The organism is Klebsiella sp. ZJOU C1, assembly GCF_035620215.1.
Lineage (GTDB): Bacteria > Pseudomonadota > Gammaproteobacteria > Enterobacterales > Enterobacteriaceae > Klebsiella > Klebsiella variicola.
Window position 1 is genome coordinate 4,979,604 of sequence record NZ_CP141644.1, and the last position, 13,192, is coordinate 4,992,795.

Annotated in this window: 21 protein-coding genes; 2 read left to right on the forward strand and 19 right to left on the reverse strand. The window is 52.4% G+C overall.

Annotation, left to right across the window (positions count from 1 at the left end):
• Positions 1 to 3: 3 nt before the first annotated feature.
• From rplB to SPE70_RS24005, 6 genes are all read right to left on the reverse strand, one after another.
• Entirely contained in the window at positions 4 to 825 is an 822-nt protein-coding gene (gene rplB, locus SPE70_RS23980; protein ID WP_002919786.1) for a 50S ribosomal protein L2, read from the reverse strand.
• Between the two features lie 17 nt (positions 826 to 842).
• Entirely contained in the window at positions 843 to 1,145 is a 303-nt protein-coding gene (rplW, locus tag SPE70_RS23985) for a 50S ribosomal protein L23 (protein WP_000617546.1), read from the reverse strand.
• Complete coding sequence (gene rplD, locus SPE70_RS23990) at positions 1,142 to 1,747, reverse strand: 50S ribosomal protein L4 (protein WP_002919794.1); 606 nt, start codon at positions 1,745 to 1,747, stop codon at positions 1,142 to 1,144. Before rplD ends, rplW begins: the two co-directional genes overlap by 4 nt.
• A 10-nt stretch (positions 1,748 to 1,757) precedes the next feature.
• On the reverse strand, positions 1,758 to 2,387 hold the full coding sequence (gene rplC / locus SPE70_RS23995) for a 50S ribosomal protein L3 (RefSeq protein WP_002919796.1): 630 nt from the start codon (positions 2,385 to 2,387) through the stop codon (positions 1,758 to 1,760).
• Between the two features lie 32 nt (positions 2,388 to 2,419).
• Entirely contained in the window at positions 2,420 to 2,731 is a 312-nt protein-coding gene (gene rpsJ, locus SPE70_RS24000; RefSeq protein ID WP_001181005.1) for a 30S ribosomal protein S10, read from the reverse strand.
• A 209-nt stretch (positions 2,732 to 2,940) separates the two neighbouring features.
• On the reverse strand, positions 2,941 to 3,099 hold the full coding sequence (locus SPE70_RS24005) for a hypothetical protein (protein ID WP_153242722.1): 159 nt from the start codon (positions 3,097 to 3,099) through the stop codon (positions 2,941 to 2,943).
• Between the two features lie 13 nt (positions 3,100 to 3,112).
• On the opposite strand from SPE70_RS24005, the gene SPE70_RS24010 reads away from it, so the two are divergent.
• A complete protein-coding gene (locus SPE70_RS24010; RefSeq protein WP_008807047.1) occupies positions 3,113 to 3,598 on the forward strand; it encodes a prepilin peptidase in 486 nt (161 codons plus the stop codon).
• On the opposite strand, the gene bfr is transcribed toward SPE70_RS24010, so the two are convergent.
• The 11 genes from bfr to fkpA form a co-directional block, all read right to left on the reverse strand.
• A complete protein-coding gene (gene bfr / locus SPE70_RS24015) occupies positions 3,582 to 4,058 on the reverse strand; it encodes a bacterioferritin (RefSeq protein WP_004206792.1) in 477 nt (158 codons plus the stop codon). The two genes, SPE70_RS24010 and bfr, sit on opposite strands and share 17 nt — an antisense overlap.
• A gap of 73 nt (positions 4,059 to 4,131) precedes the next feature.
• Positions 4,132 to 4,326 carry a bacterioferritin-associated ferredoxin gene (bfd, locus tag SPE70_RS24020; protein ID WP_004152415.1) on the reverse strand — a complete coding sequence of 65 codons (195 nt, stop codon included), beginning with the start codon at positions 4,324 to 4,326 and terminating at the stop codon, positions 4,132 to 4,134.
• Positions 4,327 to 4,505: 179 nt separating this feature from the next.
• Positions 4,506 to 5,690, reverse strand: coding sequence for an elongation factor Tu (gene tuf, locus SPE70_RS24025; RefSeq protein WP_012540432.1), 1,185 nt, complete (start codon positions 5,688 to 5,690; stop codon positions 4,506 to 4,508).
• A 69-nt stretch (positions 5,691 to 5,759) separates the two neighbouring features.
• Positions 5,760 to 7,874, reverse strand: a complete 2,115-nt coding sequence (gene fusA, locus SPE70_RS24030) for an elongation factor G (RefSeq protein WP_008807045.1) — start codon at positions 7,872 to 7,874, stop codon at positions 5,760 to 5,762.
• 96 nt (positions 7,875 to 7,970) lie between these two features.
• The gene (gene rpsG, locus SPE70_RS24035) at positions 7,971 to 8,441 is read right to left on the reverse strand and encodes a 30S ribosomal protein S7 (RefSeq protein WP_008807044.1); all 471 of its coding nucleotides are present in this window, start codon (positions 8,439 to 8,441) and stop codon (positions 7,971 to 7,973) included.
• A 96-nt stretch (positions 8,442 to 8,537) separates the two neighbouring features.
• The gene (rpsL, locus tag SPE70_RS24040; RefSeq protein ID WP_002920115.1) at positions 8,538 to 8,912 is read right to left on the reverse strand and encodes a 30S ribosomal protein S12; all 375 of its coding nucleotides are present in this window, start codon (positions 8,910 to 8,912) and stop codon (positions 8,538 to 8,540) included.
• A 124-nt stretch (positions 8,913 to 9,036) separates the two neighbouring features.
• Positions 9,037 to 9,324, reverse strand: a complete 288-nt coding sequence (tusB, locus tag SPE70_RS24045) for a sulfurtransferase complex subunit TusB (RefSeq protein WP_008807043.1) — start codon at positions 9,322 to 9,324, stop codon at positions 9,037 to 9,039.
• 7 nt (positions 9,325 to 9,331) lie between these two features.
• A complete protein-coding gene (gene tusC, locus SPE70_RS24050; protein ID WP_012540431.1) occupies positions 9,332 to 9,691 on the reverse strand; it encodes a sulfurtransferase complex subunit TusC in 360 nt (119 codons plus the stop codon).
• The gene (tusD, locus tag SPE70_RS24055) at positions 9,691 to 10,077 is read right to left on the reverse strand and encodes a sulfurtransferase complex subunit TusD (protein WP_008807041.1); all 387 of its coding nucleotides are present in this window, start codon (positions 10,075 to 10,077) and stop codon (positions 9,691 to 9,693) included. The genes tusC and tusD overlap by 1 nt, the downstream gene beginning before the upstream one ends.
• Positions 10,077 to 10,799, reverse strand: coding sequence for a helix-turn-helix transcriptional regulator (locus tag SPE70_RS24060; RefSeq protein WP_002920130.1), 723 nt, complete (start codon positions 10,797 to 10,799; stop codon positions 10,077 to 10,079). Before SPE70_RS24060 ends, tusD begins: the two co-directional genes overlap by 1 nt.
• A 168-nt stretch (positions 10,800 to 10,967) precedes the next feature.
• Complete coding sequence (gene fkpA / locus SPE70_RS24065; protein ID WP_012540430.1) at positions 10,968 to 11,798, reverse strand: FKBP-type peptidyl-prolyl cis-trans isomerase; 831 nt, start codon at positions 11,796 to 11,798, stop codon at positions 10,968 to 10,970.
• Positions 11,799 to 12,020: 222 nt separating this feature from the next.
• Here fkpA and SPE70_RS24070 point away from each other — a divergent pair, with 222 nt between their 5' ends.
• A complete protein-coding gene (locus SPE70_RS24070; RefSeq protein WP_002920136.1) occupies positions 12,021 to 12,239 on the forward strand; it encodes a protein SlyX in 219 nt (72 codons plus the stop codon).
• 58 nt (positions 12,240 to 12,297) lie between these two features.
• On the opposite strand, the gene slyD is transcribed toward SPE70_RS24070, so the two are convergent.
• Both slyD and SPE70_RS24080 read right to left on the reverse strand, forming a co-directional pair.
• Positions 12,298 to 12,888: a peptidylprolyl isomerase gene (gene slyD / locus SPE70_RS24075; RefSeq protein ID WP_008807039.1), complete on the reverse strand. Its 591-nt coding sequence runs from the start codon at positions 12,886 to 12,888 to the stop codon at positions 12,298 to 12,300.
• Between the two features lie 93 nt (positions 12,889 to 12,981).
• The gene (locus SPE70_RS24080; protein ID WP_002920143.1) at positions 12,982 to 13,182 is read right to left on the reverse strand and encodes a YheV family putative zinc ribbon protein; all 201 of its coding nucleotides are present in this window, start codon (positions 13,180 to 13,182) and stop codon (positions 12,982 to 12,984) included.
• Between the last annotated feature and the right edge of the window lie 10 nt (positions 13,183 to 13,192).

Sequence of the window (13,192 nt, forward strand, 5' to 3'; positions counted from 1 at the left end):
AAATTATTTGCTACGGCGACGTACGATGAATTTATCAGTACGCTTGTTGCTGCGGGTCTTCTTACCTTTGGTCTGCAGGCCCCACGGGGATACCGGGTGCTTACCAAAGTTACGACCTTCACCACCACCATGTGGGTGGTCTACTGGGTTCATCGCAGTACCGCGAACGGTAGGACGAACACCACGCCAGCGTGCAGCACCTGCTTTACCCAGAACGCGCAGCATATGCTCAGCATTGCCAACTTCGCCCAGAGTAGCGCGGCAGTCTGCTTCGACTTTACGCATTTCACCAGAACGCAGACGCAGGGTGACATAAGCACCATCACGAGCAACGATCTGAACGTAAGTACCAGCGGAACGTGCCAGCTGACCGCCTTTACCTGGTTTCATTTCTACGTTATGAACGGTAGAACCAACCGGGATATTGCGCATCGGCAGGGTGTTGCCTGCTTTGATTGCAGCATCAACGCCAGACTGAATCTGGTCACCAGCTTTCAGGCCTTTCGGGGCCAGGATGTAACGGCGCTCGCCGTCTTTGTACAGAACCAGCGCGATGTTCGCGGAGCGGTTCGGATCGTACTCAAGACGTTCAACAACTGCCGGGATACCATCTTTGTTGCGTTTGAAGTCAACAATACGGTAAGCCTGCTTGTGGCCACCACCGATATGACGGGTGGTGATACGGCCATTGTTGTTACGACCACCGGATTTGCTGTTTTTTTCCAGCAACGGAGCAAAAGGTTTGCCCTTGTGCAGCTCTGGGTTAACCACTTTAACGACGTGGCGACGACCCGGAGATGTCGGTTTACATTTAACAACTGCCATTGTATTACTCCTCCGACTTACTCAGCGCCGCCAACGAAGTCCAGATTCTGGCCTTCCTTCAGGGTGACGTAAGCTTTTTTCCAGTCGCTACGACGACCGATACGCTGTCCGTGACGTTTAACTTTCCCTTTAACTACCAGGGTGTTAACGACTTCGACTTCGACTTCAAACAGTTTCTGCACAGCAGCTTTGATTTCTGCTTTGGTCGCGTCTTTAGCAACTTTGAGAACGATGGTGTTTGTTTTTTCCATCGCAGTAGACGCTTTTTCAGAAACGTGCGGTGCGCGCAGCACCTTCAGCAGACGTTCTTCACGAATCATGCCAGCATCTCCTCAACTTGCTTAACAGCATCAGCAGTCATTACGACTTTGTCGAAGGCGATCAGGCTAACCGGGTCGATACCGTTCGCATCACGTACGTCAACCTTGTGCAGGTTACGTGCGGCCAGGAACAGGTTCTCGTCCAGCTCACCGGTGATGATCAGCACATCTTCCAGAGCCATGTCTTTCAGTTTCTGTGCCAGCAGCTTAGTTTTCGGCGCTTCAACAGAGAACTTCTCGACAACGATCAGACGATCCTGACGTACCAGTTCGGACAGAATGCTTTTCAGCGCGCCGCGGTACATCTTCTTGTTAACTTTTTGACTGTGGTCCTGCGGACGAGCAGCGAAGGTCACGCCACCGGAACGCCAGATCGGGCTCTTGATAGAACCAGAACGCGCACGGCCGGTACCTTTCTGGCGCCACGGTTTTTTACCGGAGCCAGTGATTTCAGCACGAGTCTTCTGAGCACGAGTGCCCTGACGCGCACCAGCTGCATAAGCAACAACAACCTGGTGAACCAGCGCTTCGTTGAAATCACGACCGAAGGTAGTTTCGGAAACAGTCAGCGCGCTCTGCGCGTCTTTCAATACTAATTCCATTGCTATCTCCTCACGCCTTCACAGCTGGTTTAACGATCAGGTCGCTACCGGTAGCACCCGGGACAGCACCTTTAACCAGCAGCAGGTTGCGCTCAGCGTCAACACGTACTACGTCCAGGCTCTGAACGGTTACACGCTCATTACCCAGCTGACCTGCCATTTTCTTGCCTTTGAACACTTTGCCCGGAGTCTGGTTCTGACCGATAGAACCCGGAACGCGGTGAGACAAGGAGTTACCGTGAGTAGCGTCCTGGGTACGGAAGTTCCAGCGCTTAACGGTACCAGCAAAACCTTTACCTTTAGAGGTACCGGTTACGTCAACTTTTTTAACGTCAGCAAACAGTTCAACGCTAATGTTCTGACCTACGGTGAATTCTTCGCCGTCAGCAAGACGGAATTCCCACAGACCACGGCCAGCTTCAACGCCAGCTTTAGCGAAGTGACCCGCTTCCGGCTTGGTTACACGGTTAGCTTTTTTAGCACCGGTGGTAACCTGGATTGCGCGGTAGCCATCGTTAGCCAGGTCTTTAACCTGAGTAACGCGGTTTGCTTCAACTTCGATTACGGTTACTGGGATAGATACGCCATCTTCAGTGAAGATGCGGGTCATGCCCACTTTTTTACCGACTAAACCAATCATTGTTTCAACCTCTCAATCGCTCGATGACCTGATTAACCCAGGCTGATCTGCACGTCTACACCGGCAGCCAGATCCAGACGCATCAGAGCATCAACGGTTTTTTCAGTTGGCTCAACGATGTCAACCAGACGCTTGTGAGTGCGAATCTCGTACTGATCACGCGCGTCTTTGTTGACGTGCGGGGAGATCAGAACGGTAAAGCGCTCTTTGCGGGTCGGCAGCGGGATCGGACCACGGACTTGCGCACCAGTGCGCTTAGCAGTCTCGACGATTTCCGCGGTTGATTGATCGATCAGACGATGATCAAACGCTTTAAGGCGGATACGGATTCTTTGGTTCTGCATGAGACCAGAGCTCCAATTATTTTATAGACGAAATGATTACTCCTCATACCCATTACGATTGATGGGAGAGTGTAACCGTTCTTACATAGTCCCCCGATTGGGGACATTGTTTGATAGCAAAAAGCACTATCAGGGTTCATATCGAACCGGCTGTCAACTTTGACAGGCCCGCGCATTATACGCAAATTCTGGCACGACGCAAGCGCTGTTTAGAAAATCATCACCGGGATTTGCGCGTCTTCGCGATAGTGCGCTGTGCAAGCGCCGTAACGCTGCCAATAAATCCGCAAAGCGCCATCCACTCTCGAAAATTGCATTTTGCCCTGCGCCGAGCCGATAAGCATAGTGAGGCCATGTTCATTGCTCATCACGGGGTAACCTATGCTCGCCGCCCTCCCCTTCTTACTGTGCTATAGCGGATTGACGCTAGCATTATGTCAGCAGGACCTGCGTTACGGCTTGCTGCCAGACCGTTTCACCTGTCCCCTGCTATGGAGCGGCTTGCTTTTTTATCTCTGTCTGGCGCCGCATCAGCTCAACGAGGCTGTCTGGGGAGCACTAGCCGGCTATCTCTCGTTTGCCGCCCTTTATTGGCTATACCGCAGGGTCCGTGGGCATGAAGGATTAGGCTATGGCGATATAAAATATCTCGCCGCCCTTGGGGCCTGGCATGGCTGGCGAATGCTGCCGCAGCTGGTGCTGGTAGCGTCATTGCTCGCTGGCATGACGTGGGTGATATTGGGACTGTCCGCCAGGTGCGGCGGCAACAGAAAATGGGAAAAGAATAACCCGCTGCCATTTGGGCCATTTCTGGCGGCAGCAGGTTTCTGGTGCGGGTGGCAAACGCTGGCTAATCTGACACTTTGATCTGCGACTGCAGGTAATTTTGCAGGCCAATTTTGCCAATGAGATCGAGTTCGGTTTCCAGCCAGTCGATATGGCCTTCTTCATCCGCCAGGATCTCAATCATCATATCGCGGCTGACATAGTCATGTACGCTGTCGGCATAGGCGATCGCTTCACGCAGGTTTTGCGCGCCTTCCAGCTCCAGGCGTAAATCTGACTGCAGCATCTCTTCCACATCTTCACCGATGCCAAGTTTGCCGAGATCCTGCAGATTAGGAATGCCTTCGAGGAAAAGAATACGCTCGATGTACTTATCGGCGTGCTTCATTTCATCAATTGATTCGTGGTACTCAATATCGTTGAGGCGCATCAGACCCCAGTTTTTGAACATTCTCGCATGGAGAAAGTACTGATTGATTGCGACCAGCTCATTTCCCAATAATTTATTGAGATAACTTATGATTTTGACATCACCTTTCATTATATAGTCCCTCCGCTTCCACTTATTGAAGCGTAGTCCGGCCTATAGGGATGTCAAAAGAGAAGCGCGGACTTCAGGCGATTTCTTTGAATTCCGGCATGGTGGTTAATTCATCTTCCATCACTTCACGTGCAGCTCGAACACACTTACCGCATTGATTTCCAACGGGAACAAACTTACGTAATTGCTGAAAAGATTGCGGTTGAAACTGGCGAACAACCTGGCGAATTTTTTTATCGCTAACGCCATTGCACAAACAAACGTACATATAAACTCCCGTTCAATTTATGCACAAATATTAAATGAGAATAGTTATGATTACAATAGACCATTTGCGCATTATCCGCCGCAGCGCACGTTATGAATGGTGTGTTGTACACGTTATTTCGCGGAACTGCGCGCAGCAAAAAGGGCGCCGAAGCGCCCTTTTTATTCGAAGCTAACGAATTAGCCCAGAACTTTAGCTACAACGCCCGCGCCAACGGTACGGCCGCCTTCACGGATTGCGAAACGCAGACCGTCGTCCATCGCGATCGGGTGGATCAGGGTAACAACCATTTTGATGTTGTCGCCCGGCATAACCATCTCTACGCCTTCCGGCAGTTCGATGGTGCCAGTCACGTCAGTAGTACGGAAGTAGAACTGCGGACGGTAGCCTTTGAAGAACGGAGTATGACGGCCGCCTTCGTCTTTGGACAGGATGTACACTTCAGATTCGAACTTGGTGTGCGGCTTGATGCTGCCCGGCTTAGCCAGTACCTGACCACGTTCGATTTCTTCACGTTTGATACCACGCAGCAGAACACCAACGTTCTCACCAGCACGGCCTTCGTCCAGCAGTTTGCGGAACATTTCAACGCCAGTACAGGTGGTTTTCGCGGTGTCTTTGATACCAACGATTTCAACTTCTTCACCGACTTTGATGATACCGCGCTCTACACGACCGGTAACAACGGTACCACGACCGGAGATGGAGAATACGTCTTCGATCGGCAGCAGGAACGGCTTGTCAATCGCACGCTCTGGTTCCGGGATATAGGTATCCAGGTGGCCAGCCAGTTCGATGATTTTCGCTTCCCACTCTGCGTCGCCTTCCAGCGCTTTCAGAGCAGAACCACGAACGATCGGAGTGTCGTCGCCCGGGAAATCGTACTGAGACAGCAGTTCACGAACTTCCATCTCAACCAGTTCCAGCAGCTCTTCGTCATCAACCATGTCGCATTTGTTCAGGAACACGATGATGTACGGAACGCCTACCTGACGACCCAGCAGGATGTGCTCACGAGTCTGCGGCATCGGGCCGTCAGTCGCAGCAACAACCAGGATCGCGCCGTCCATCTGCGCAGCACCGGTGATCATGTTTTTAACATAGTCGGCGTGGCCCGGGCAGTCTACGTGCGCGTAGTGGCGAGTCGGGGTGTCATATTCAACGTGAGAGGTGTTGATGGTGATACCACGAGCTTTTTCTTCCGGTGCGTTATCGATCTGGTCGAATGCACGAGCAGAACCACCGTAGGTTTTAGCCAGAACGGTAGTGATGGCAGCAGTCAGGGTAGTTTTACCATGGTCAACGTGGCCGATAGTACCAACGTTGACGTGCGGTTTTGTACGTTCAAATTTTTCTTTAGACACGGCTATATTCCTTACTATAGTGCTCTCCCCTTCGGAGAGAGCACGGGACTTAGGTTTTAATCCTGTGGATTATTTACCACGGGCTTCAATAACGGCCTGAGCAACGTTGTTCGGCGCATCATCATACTTCAGGAATTCCATGGTGTATGATGCACGACCTTTGGTCAGAGAACGCAGCTGAGTTGCATAACCGAACATTTCGGACAGCGGTACTTCAGCGTGGATCTTAACGCCGGTTACTTCGGATTCCTGACCGCGCAGCATACCGCGACGACGGCTCAAGTCACCGATAACATCACCAGTGTTCTCTTCCGGAGTTTCTACTTCAACCTTCATGATCGGCTCAAGCAGAACTGGTTTTGCTTTCTTAAAGCCTTCTTTAAAGGCAATAGACGCAGCCAGTTTAAACGCCAGCTCAGAGGAGTCAACGTCGTGGTAAGAACCGAAGTGCAGACGGATACCCATATCAACTACCGGGTAACCTGCCAGCGGACCAGCTTTCAGCTGTTCCTGGATGCCTTTATCAACGGCCGGGATGTATTCGCCAGGAATTACACCACCTTTGATGTCGTTGATGAACTCGTAACCTTTCGGGTTAGAGCCCGGCTCCAGCGGGTACATGTCGATCACAACGTGACCGTACTGACCACGACCACCAGACTGCTTGGCGTGTTTACCTTCGATATCGGTAACTTTCGCGCGAATCGCTTCACGGTAAGCAACCTGAGGTTTACCGACGTTCGCTTCAACGTTGAATTCACGCTTCATACGGTCAACGATGATGTCGAGGTGCAGCTCACCCATACCGGCGATGATGGTCTGGTTAGACTCTTCGTCAGTCCATACGCGGAATGACGGGTCTTCTTTAGCCAGACGACCCAGAGCCAGACCCATTTTTTCCTGGTCAGCTTTGGTTTTCGGCTCAACGGCGATGGAGATTACCGGCTCAGGGAATTCCATACGCTCCAGAATGATCGGCGCATCCGGGTCACACAGGGTGTCACCAGTGGTTACGTCTTTCAGACCGATAGCAGCAGCGATGTCGCCCGCGCGAACTTCTTTGATCTCTTCACGTTTGTTAGCGTGCATCTGTACGATACGACCGAAACGCTCACGTGCAGCTTTCACGGAGTTCAGTACGGTATCACCAGAGTTAACCACACCGGAGTACACACGGAAGAAGGTCAGGTTACCAACAAACGGGTCGGTAGCGATTTTGAACGCCAGTGCAGAGAACGGCTCTTCGTCACTTGCGTGACGCTCAGCCGGGGTATCTTTACCGTCGTCCAGAATACCGTTGATTGCCGGAACATCAACCGGGGATGGCAGGTAATCAATTACCGCATCCAGCATCGCCTGAACACCTTTGTTCTTGAACGCAGAACCGCAGGTTACCAGGATGATTTCGTTGTTCAGAACACGCTGACGCAGAGCTTTTTTGATCTCTTCTTCAGTCAGTTCTTCACCACCCAGGTATTTCTCCATCAGCTCTTCGGAAGCTTCCGCAGCGGACTCGATCAGGTTCTGGTGCCATTCGTCAGCCAGGTCCTGCATGTCAGCCGGGATATCTTCGTATTCGAAGGTAACGCCCTGGTCTGCATCGTTCCAGTTGATGGCTTTCATTTTCACCAGGTCAACAACACCGGTGAAACCTTCTTCAGCACCAATCGCCAGCTGCAGCGGAACCGGGTTCGCGCCCAGACGGGTTTTGATCTGACCAACAACTTTCAGGAAGTTCGCACCCATGCGGTCCATTTTGTTAACGAACGCAATGCGCGGAACTTTATATTTGTTTGCCTGACGCCATACGGTTTCAGACTGTGGCTGAACACCACCAACTGCGCAGTAAACCATTACCGCACCATCAAGAACACGCATGGAACGTTCTACTTCGATAGTGAAGTCAACGTGCCCCGGGGTGTCGATGATGTTTACACGGTGCGGTTCATACTGCTTAGCCATACCAGACCAGAATGCAGTAGTCGCAGCGGAAGTGATGGTGATACCACGTTCCTGCTCCTGCTCCATCCAGTCCATGGTAGCGGCGCCGTCATGAACTTCACCGATTTTGTGGTTTACACCGGTGTAGAACAGAATACGTTCGGTAGTAGTGGTTTTACCGGCGTCGATGTGCGCACTGATACCGATGTTACGGTAGCGTGCGATGGGTGTTGTACGAGCCATTTGATTCCTCGTTTATTTCTTTAGGCGTTCAGTTAAGTTATCCAGAGCGGGCGACTCATCTGAAGCGCCCGCCTGGTGACTATGACTCCGAAGGGATTACCAACGGTAGTGTGCGAACGCCTTGTTGGCTTCGGCCATACGGTGAACGTCTTCACGTTTCTTAACTGCAGTACCTTTGTTGTCTGCAGCATCAGTGAGTTCGTTCGCCAGGCGCAGAGCCATGGATTTATCACCGCGTTTACGAGCAGCTTCAACGATCCAACGCATTGCCAGAGCATTACGACGAACCGGACGAACTTCAACTGGAACCTGATAAGTAGAACCACCAACGCGGCGAGACTTAACTTCTACAGTCGGGCGCACGTTGTCGAGAGCGACTTCGAAAGCTTCCAGTTCATTTTTACCAGAGCGCTGAGCCAGGGTCTCCAGCGCGCTGTATACGATTGCTTCTGCAGTAGATTTTTTACCATCTACCATCAGGATATTGACAAATTTAGCCAGCAGTTCTGATCCGAACTTCGGATCCGGCAGAATTTTACGCTGACCAATGACGCGACGACGTGGCATGGAAATACTCCGTTGTTAATTCAGGATTGTCCAAAACTCTAAGAGTTTAGTATGACATTAAGGTAAATCAGTTTGGCCTTACTTAACGGAGAACCATTAAGCCTTAGGACGCTTCACGCCGTACTTGGAGCGAGCCTGCTTACGGTCTTTAACGCCGGAGCAGTCAAGCGCACCACGAACGGTGTGGTAACGAACACCCGGAAGGTCTTTAACACGACCGCCACGGATCAGGATCACGGAGTGCTCCTGCAGGTTGTGACCTTCACCACCGATGTAGGAGGTGACTTCGAAACCGTTAGTCAGACGCACACGGCAAACTTTACGCAGTGCGGAGTTCGGTTTCTTAGGAGTGGTGGTATATACGCGAGTACATACGCCACGTTTCTGCGGGCAGGCTTCCAGCGCAGGCACGTTGCTCTTTGCAACTTTGCGTGCGCGTGGTTTGCGTACCAGCTGGTTAATTGTTGCCATTAAATAGCTCCTGGTTTTAGCTTTTGCTTCGTAAACACGTAATAAATCGCCTCATATAATATGAGGACGCAGAATTTTAGGGCGGTGCCGAAAAGGTGTCAAGAAATATACAACGATCCCGCCATCACCAGGCCAGCTGACCGGCATGTTTTACCGTGAGTCTGACGAAATCAGTATAGCTAACCCTACCGACACTGTCCGCAATTTGACCAGCCAGCCCGCGGGCGTCAACGTCGTCTTGCAGCACATAGAGGGTTATGGGGGCGGATTGCAGGATCTCAAGGAAGCGACCGCCGGCGATGGCCGCCGTGACGCCATCAGACAGCAATAACAGATCGTCGCCGTGATCCATCACTCGAAGCATTGCTGCGATATCGGCATGCCAGGGAGAAACACTGAGCGTATGGAGCATGGGGACCTCAGAAACGCAAAATCACATCAAATTCATGCAGACGGGCGCGCAGGGCATCCGGCGCCAGGCATTCGACATCCACCACCCACGGAGTAGCGGGGTCCAGACCGCGCTCCCGCGCGGAGTCGGCACACAGCCAGCACTGATCGATATCATACAGTGACAGCAGTTTAAAGGTGGCTATGTAGTCGCGAGCCAGCACTGCACCCGGCCGTTGATCGGGCAGCAGTTGAAAAACGCCGTCGCCTACAAAGAACACGCCAATCTCGTCGGTGAGCGCGGAGGTTGCTAATAAGGCATCGAGCCCTTCCCTGCCGGCGGCGCTGCCGTGCGGCGCGGAGGAAAAAATAAAAGCCACACGTTTCATCAGAACTGCACCATCCGATCGCAAGTGAGCGCGGCTTCCGCCAGCGCGCCGAGCCCGCTCAGCGTGAAGCCGGGTTGCAAATTGTGGCTGGCCAGCGCGAGCTGTTGCGCTTCACGTTCGTCCGTTACGCCTCGACGTAAGGCTGCCGCCACGCAGATGTGCAATGCCACACCTTGTTCATCGTGCAGTGACTGCCATGCGCGCACCAGATCGAACTCATCGCTGGCGGGCGCCGTCAGCTGATTAGCGTTGAGTACGCCTTCGCGATAGAAAAAAACACATGCCAGTTCATGACCTTCCTGCAATACGGCCTGGGCAAACTGCCAGGCGCTGCTCGCCTGCTGGGTCCCATAGGCAGGGCCAGTCACCGTGAGGGCAAAACGCATTACTTATCCAGCCCCTGGAAATCGCCGCTCTTGAACTGGCGGATATAGAGGTAGACGGTATGCTTGGAGATATTCAGACGATCGGCCACCTGGTTAATGGCGTCTTTGATATCGAAGATCCCTTTTTCGTAGAGATTCAGCACGATTTGGCGGTTTTTCGCATTATTAGACACGCTGCGATCGGCGTTCACCTCTTCAATGGTGAATTCCAGCGTCTGCGCGACCAGATCGTCAACCGAGGAAGCAAAGTTCACCGGTGAGTTGACCTCCGGCGTTTCTGGCGGAATAAAGGTGCTCATGATCTGTGAAAAAGGCACATCCAGATTCATGTTGATGCACAGCAGACCGATCACCCGATGATCGCGATTGCGAATGGCTATCGTCACCGACTTCATCAGTACGCCGCTTTTGGCACGGGTGAAGTAGCATTTGGAAACGCTGCTATCGGCGCCCGTCATATCGTGCAGCATGCGCAGCGCAAGATCGGTAATCGGTGAACCGATTTGGCGGCCGGTATGTTCACCATTGGCGATACGGATGGCAGAGCATTTAAGATCCTGCAAAGAATGCAGCACGATTTCACAGTGCGAACCGATGAGCATCGCTAACCCGTCCACCACCGCTTCATAAGATTTAAGAATATCGAAATCGGTCTGGTCAAAGGGACGTTGATCCAGCAGGTCAAGCTCGCTGGTTTCGTTGGTTAAAAGCGACCTGGACATGAAAAAAAGCACTCCTTTTCAGGAGCCTGTCGTTATTGTCAGGGCAGGCTCATCATCATTATTAAGCTATCTAAAGTAATACAGCGCCTGAGGATCTTTCCAGTTTTAATTATATCTGCGCTCAATAAAAAAGCCGCCGCCTCTGACGAGACGGCGGCCTGAACCCGATTACTTCTTAGCGTCAGCGTTCGCGTCTGCGGCTTTCGCGTCGCCAGCGGCTTCCGGCTGTGCATCCGCCTTCGGCGCCGGTTTGATATCCAGCAGTTCTACGTCAAAGACCAGCGTAGAGTTGGCCGGGATCCCCGGAACGCCGGTTTTGCCGTAAGCCAGATCCGGTGGAATGACCAGCTTGATTTTACCGCCTTTCTTGATGTTCTTCAGGCCTTCCGTCCAGCCCGGGATCACGCCGTCCAGGCGGAAAGAGAGCGGCTCACCGCGGGTATAAGAGTTATCAAACTCTTTACCGTCGATCAGGGTGCCTTTGTAGTTAACCACCACGGTGTCGCTGTCTTTCGGCGCATCACCAGTGCCTTCTTTCTCGACTTTATACAGCAGGCCAGTTTTCGATGTTTTCACGCCCTTCTCTTTAGCAAAGCTATCGCGGAAGGTTTTGCCTTTGGCTTCGTTCTCAGTCGCGTCTTTTTCCATTTTCTGCTGAGCCGCGGTCTTCACGCGCGTTTCAAAGGCCTGCAGAGTCTGTTCGATCTCCTGGTCGGACAGCTTGCTCTTATCGGCAAACGCGTCCTGTACGCCGGCGATCAACTGGGCTTTGTCCAGCTTAATGCCCAGCTTTTCTTGTTCTTTCAGGGAGTTTTCCATGTAACGCCCGAGAGACGCGCCCAGTGCATAGGCGGATTTCTGATCGTCATTTTTAAATGCCGATTTACTCTCAGCCGCTGGGGCTGCCTTCGCCGCCGCATCTGCAGCAAAGGTCAGCGGTGCATTCAGGGCGACGGCCATTGTGGTCGCCAGCAGCGTTACTTTAAACAGTGATTTCATCCATTTCTCCAGGGCCGGGGCCTCTCACCCCAGGGTTATCGTAAAAAGCAAAAAACGTACTATAGAACGTTGCCGTTAAAATCTACATACGGACGTTCCTGAATATCGCCTCTTTTAGGACTATTTTTGTATGAATAAGTTTCCTGTCAGACGCAGTGATGCTGCGCGAAAAGAGAAACTTAAGTAGAATCCGCTCGCAGGATCAGACTAAAGAGGTTACCCATGCACGATAGCACATTAGAAACGCGCCTTGCAGAGCTGGAAAGCCGGCTGGCGTTTCAGGAAATCACCATCGAAGACCTCAATAAAACCGTGACCGCCCACGAGATAGAGATGGCGAAGATGCGGGAGCATATGCGTCTGATGATCGAGAAACTGAAGGCGACCCAACCGTCCCATATCGCCTCTCAGGCAGAAGAGACGCCGCCTCCCCATTATTGAGACGTAAAAAAAGCGGGTTTCCCCGCTTTTTTTGGCTATCCGCGCGAACGCGACGCCATTAGTGGCAACCGCAACCGCCGTTACCGCAACCACCTTTGCCGTGTTCATGGTCGTGACCATGATCGTGGCCGTGGCCGCCGCAGCAACCGTCATGACCATGGTCATGATCGTGATCGTGGCCATGAGCGCCATGCACGTGACCATGCTCCAGCTCTTCAGCCGTTGCTTCACGAATAGCGACAACTTCCACATTGAACTTCAGGTTCTGGCCAGCCAGCATGTGGTTGCCATCAACCACAACGTGGTCGTCTTCAACTTCAGTGATTTCTACCGGTACTGGACCCTGATCGGTTTCCGCCAGGAAGCGCATACCAACCTGCAGTTCATCAACGCCCATAAAGACGTCTTTCGGTACACGCTGCACCAAGTTTTCGTCATACTGGCCGTAAGCGTCGTTAGCGCCGACAGCTACGTCAAATTTGTCGCCCACTTCGTGGCCATCCAGCGCGTTTTCCAGGCCGGAAATCAGGGAGCCGTGACCGTGCAGGTAATCCAGCGGCGCGCTTACCGGAGACTCATCAACCAACACACCGTCTTCTGTACGTACCTGATAGGCCAGGCTGACCACCAGGTCTTTTGCTACTTTCATGATATCTCCTGAGATGGGAAGAATAGTGGCGCAGATTGTAGCGGAATTCTGCAGCCGTGTACCCTCTAGCTTAAAAAAAGCCGACGGATAACGCTAGTCGGGATGAAAAATGCCAATCACCTGCTCCTCTTTGCGTACATGCTCACGGGCCTCTTTATCCGCCTCACGCATCTGATGACCGCACTTAACGCATTCAACGACATCGACATTATTCTCACGCCACATCGCCAGCGAATCCTGCGCCTGGCACGCCGGACATTTCGCCCCGGCAATAAAACGTTTACGCACTGCCATATGATTTACC

What these genes read in the sequence shown, in the direction of transcription:
- rplB (WP_002919786.1), bottom strand. Translation starts at nt 825, where the DNA reads ATGGCAGTTGTTAAATGTAAACCGACATCTCCGGGTCGTCGCCACGTC.
- rplW (WP_000617546.1), bottom strand. Translation starts at nt 1,145, where the DNA reads ATGATTCGTGAAGAACGTCTGCTGAAGGTGCTGCGCGCACCGCACGTT.
- rplD (WP_002919794.1), bottom strand. Translation starts at nt 1,747, where the DNA reads ATGGAATTAGTATTGAAAGACGCGCAGAGCGCGCTGACTGTTTCCGAA.
- rplC (WP_002919796.1), bottom strand. Translation starts at nt 2,387, where the DNA reads ATGATTGGTTTAGTCGGTAAAAAAGTGGGCATGACCCGCATCTTCACT.
- rpsJ (WP_001181005.1), bottom strand. Translation starts at nt 2,731, where the DNA reads ATGCAGAACCAAAGAATCCGTATCCGCCTTAAAGCGTTTGATCATCGT.
- SPE70_RS24005 (WP_153242722.1), bottom strand. Translation starts at nt 3,099, where the DNA reads ATGAGCAATGAACATGGCCTCACTATGCTTATCGGCTCGGCGCAGGGC.
- SPE70_RS24010 (WP_008807047.1), top strand. Translation starts at nt 3,113, where the DNA reads ATGCTCGCCGCCCTCCCCTTCTTACTGTGCTATAGCGGATTGACGCTA.
- bfr (WP_004206792.1), bottom strand. Translation starts at nt 4,058, where the DNA reads ATGAAAGGTGATGTCAAAATCATAAGTTATCTCAATAAATTATTGGGA.
- bfd (WP_004152415.1), bottom strand. Translation starts at nt 4,326, where the DNA reads ATGTACGTTTGTTTGTGCAATGGCGTTAGCGATAAAAAAATTCGCCAG.
- fusA (WP_008807045.1), bottom strand. Translation starts at nt 7,874, where the DNA reads ATGGCTCGTACAACACCCATCGCACGCTACCGTAACATCGGTATCAGT.
- rpsG (WP_008807044.1), bottom strand. Translation starts at nt 8,441, where the DNA reads ATGCCACGTCGTCGCGTCATTGGTCAGCGTAAAATTCTGCCGGATCCG.
- rpsL (WP_002920115.1), bottom strand. Translation starts at nt 8,912, where the DNA reads ATGGCAACAATTAACCAGCTGGTACGCAAACCACGCGCACGCAAAGTT.
- tusB (WP_008807043.1), bottom strand. Translation starts at nt 9,324, where the DNA reads ATGCTCCATACGCTCAGTGTTTCTCCCTGGCATGCCGATATCGCAGCA.
- tusC (WP_012540431.1), bottom strand. Translation starts at nt 9,691, where the DNA reads ATGAAACGTGTGGCTTTTATTTTTTCCTCCGCGCCGCACGGCAGCGCC.
- tusD (WP_008807041.1), bottom strand. Translation starts at nt 10,077, where the DNA reads ATGCGTTTTGCCCTCACGGTGACTGGCCCTGCCTATGGGACCCAGCAG.
- SPE70_RS24060 (WP_002920130.1), bottom strand. Translation starts at nt 10,799, where the DNA reads ATGTCCAGGTCGCTTTTAACCAACGAAACCAGCGAGCTTGACCTGCTG.
- fkpA (WP_012540430.1), bottom strand. Translation starts at nt 11,798, where the DNA reads ATGAAATCACTGTTTAAAGTAACGCTGCTGGCGACCACAATGGCCGTC.
- SPE70_RS24070 (WP_002920136.1), top strand. Translation starts at nt 12,021, where the DNA reads ATGCACGATAGCACATTAGAAACGCGCCTTGCAGAGCTGGAAAGCCGG.
- slyD (WP_008807039.1), bottom strand. Translation starts at nt 12,888, where the DNA reads ATGAAAGTAGCAAAAGACCTGGTGGTCAGCCTGGCCTATCAGGTACGT.
- SPE70_RS24080 (WP_002920143.1), bottom strand. Translation starts at nt 13,182, where the DNA reads ATGGCAGTGCGTAAACGTTTTATTGCCGGGGCGAAATGTCCGGCGTGC.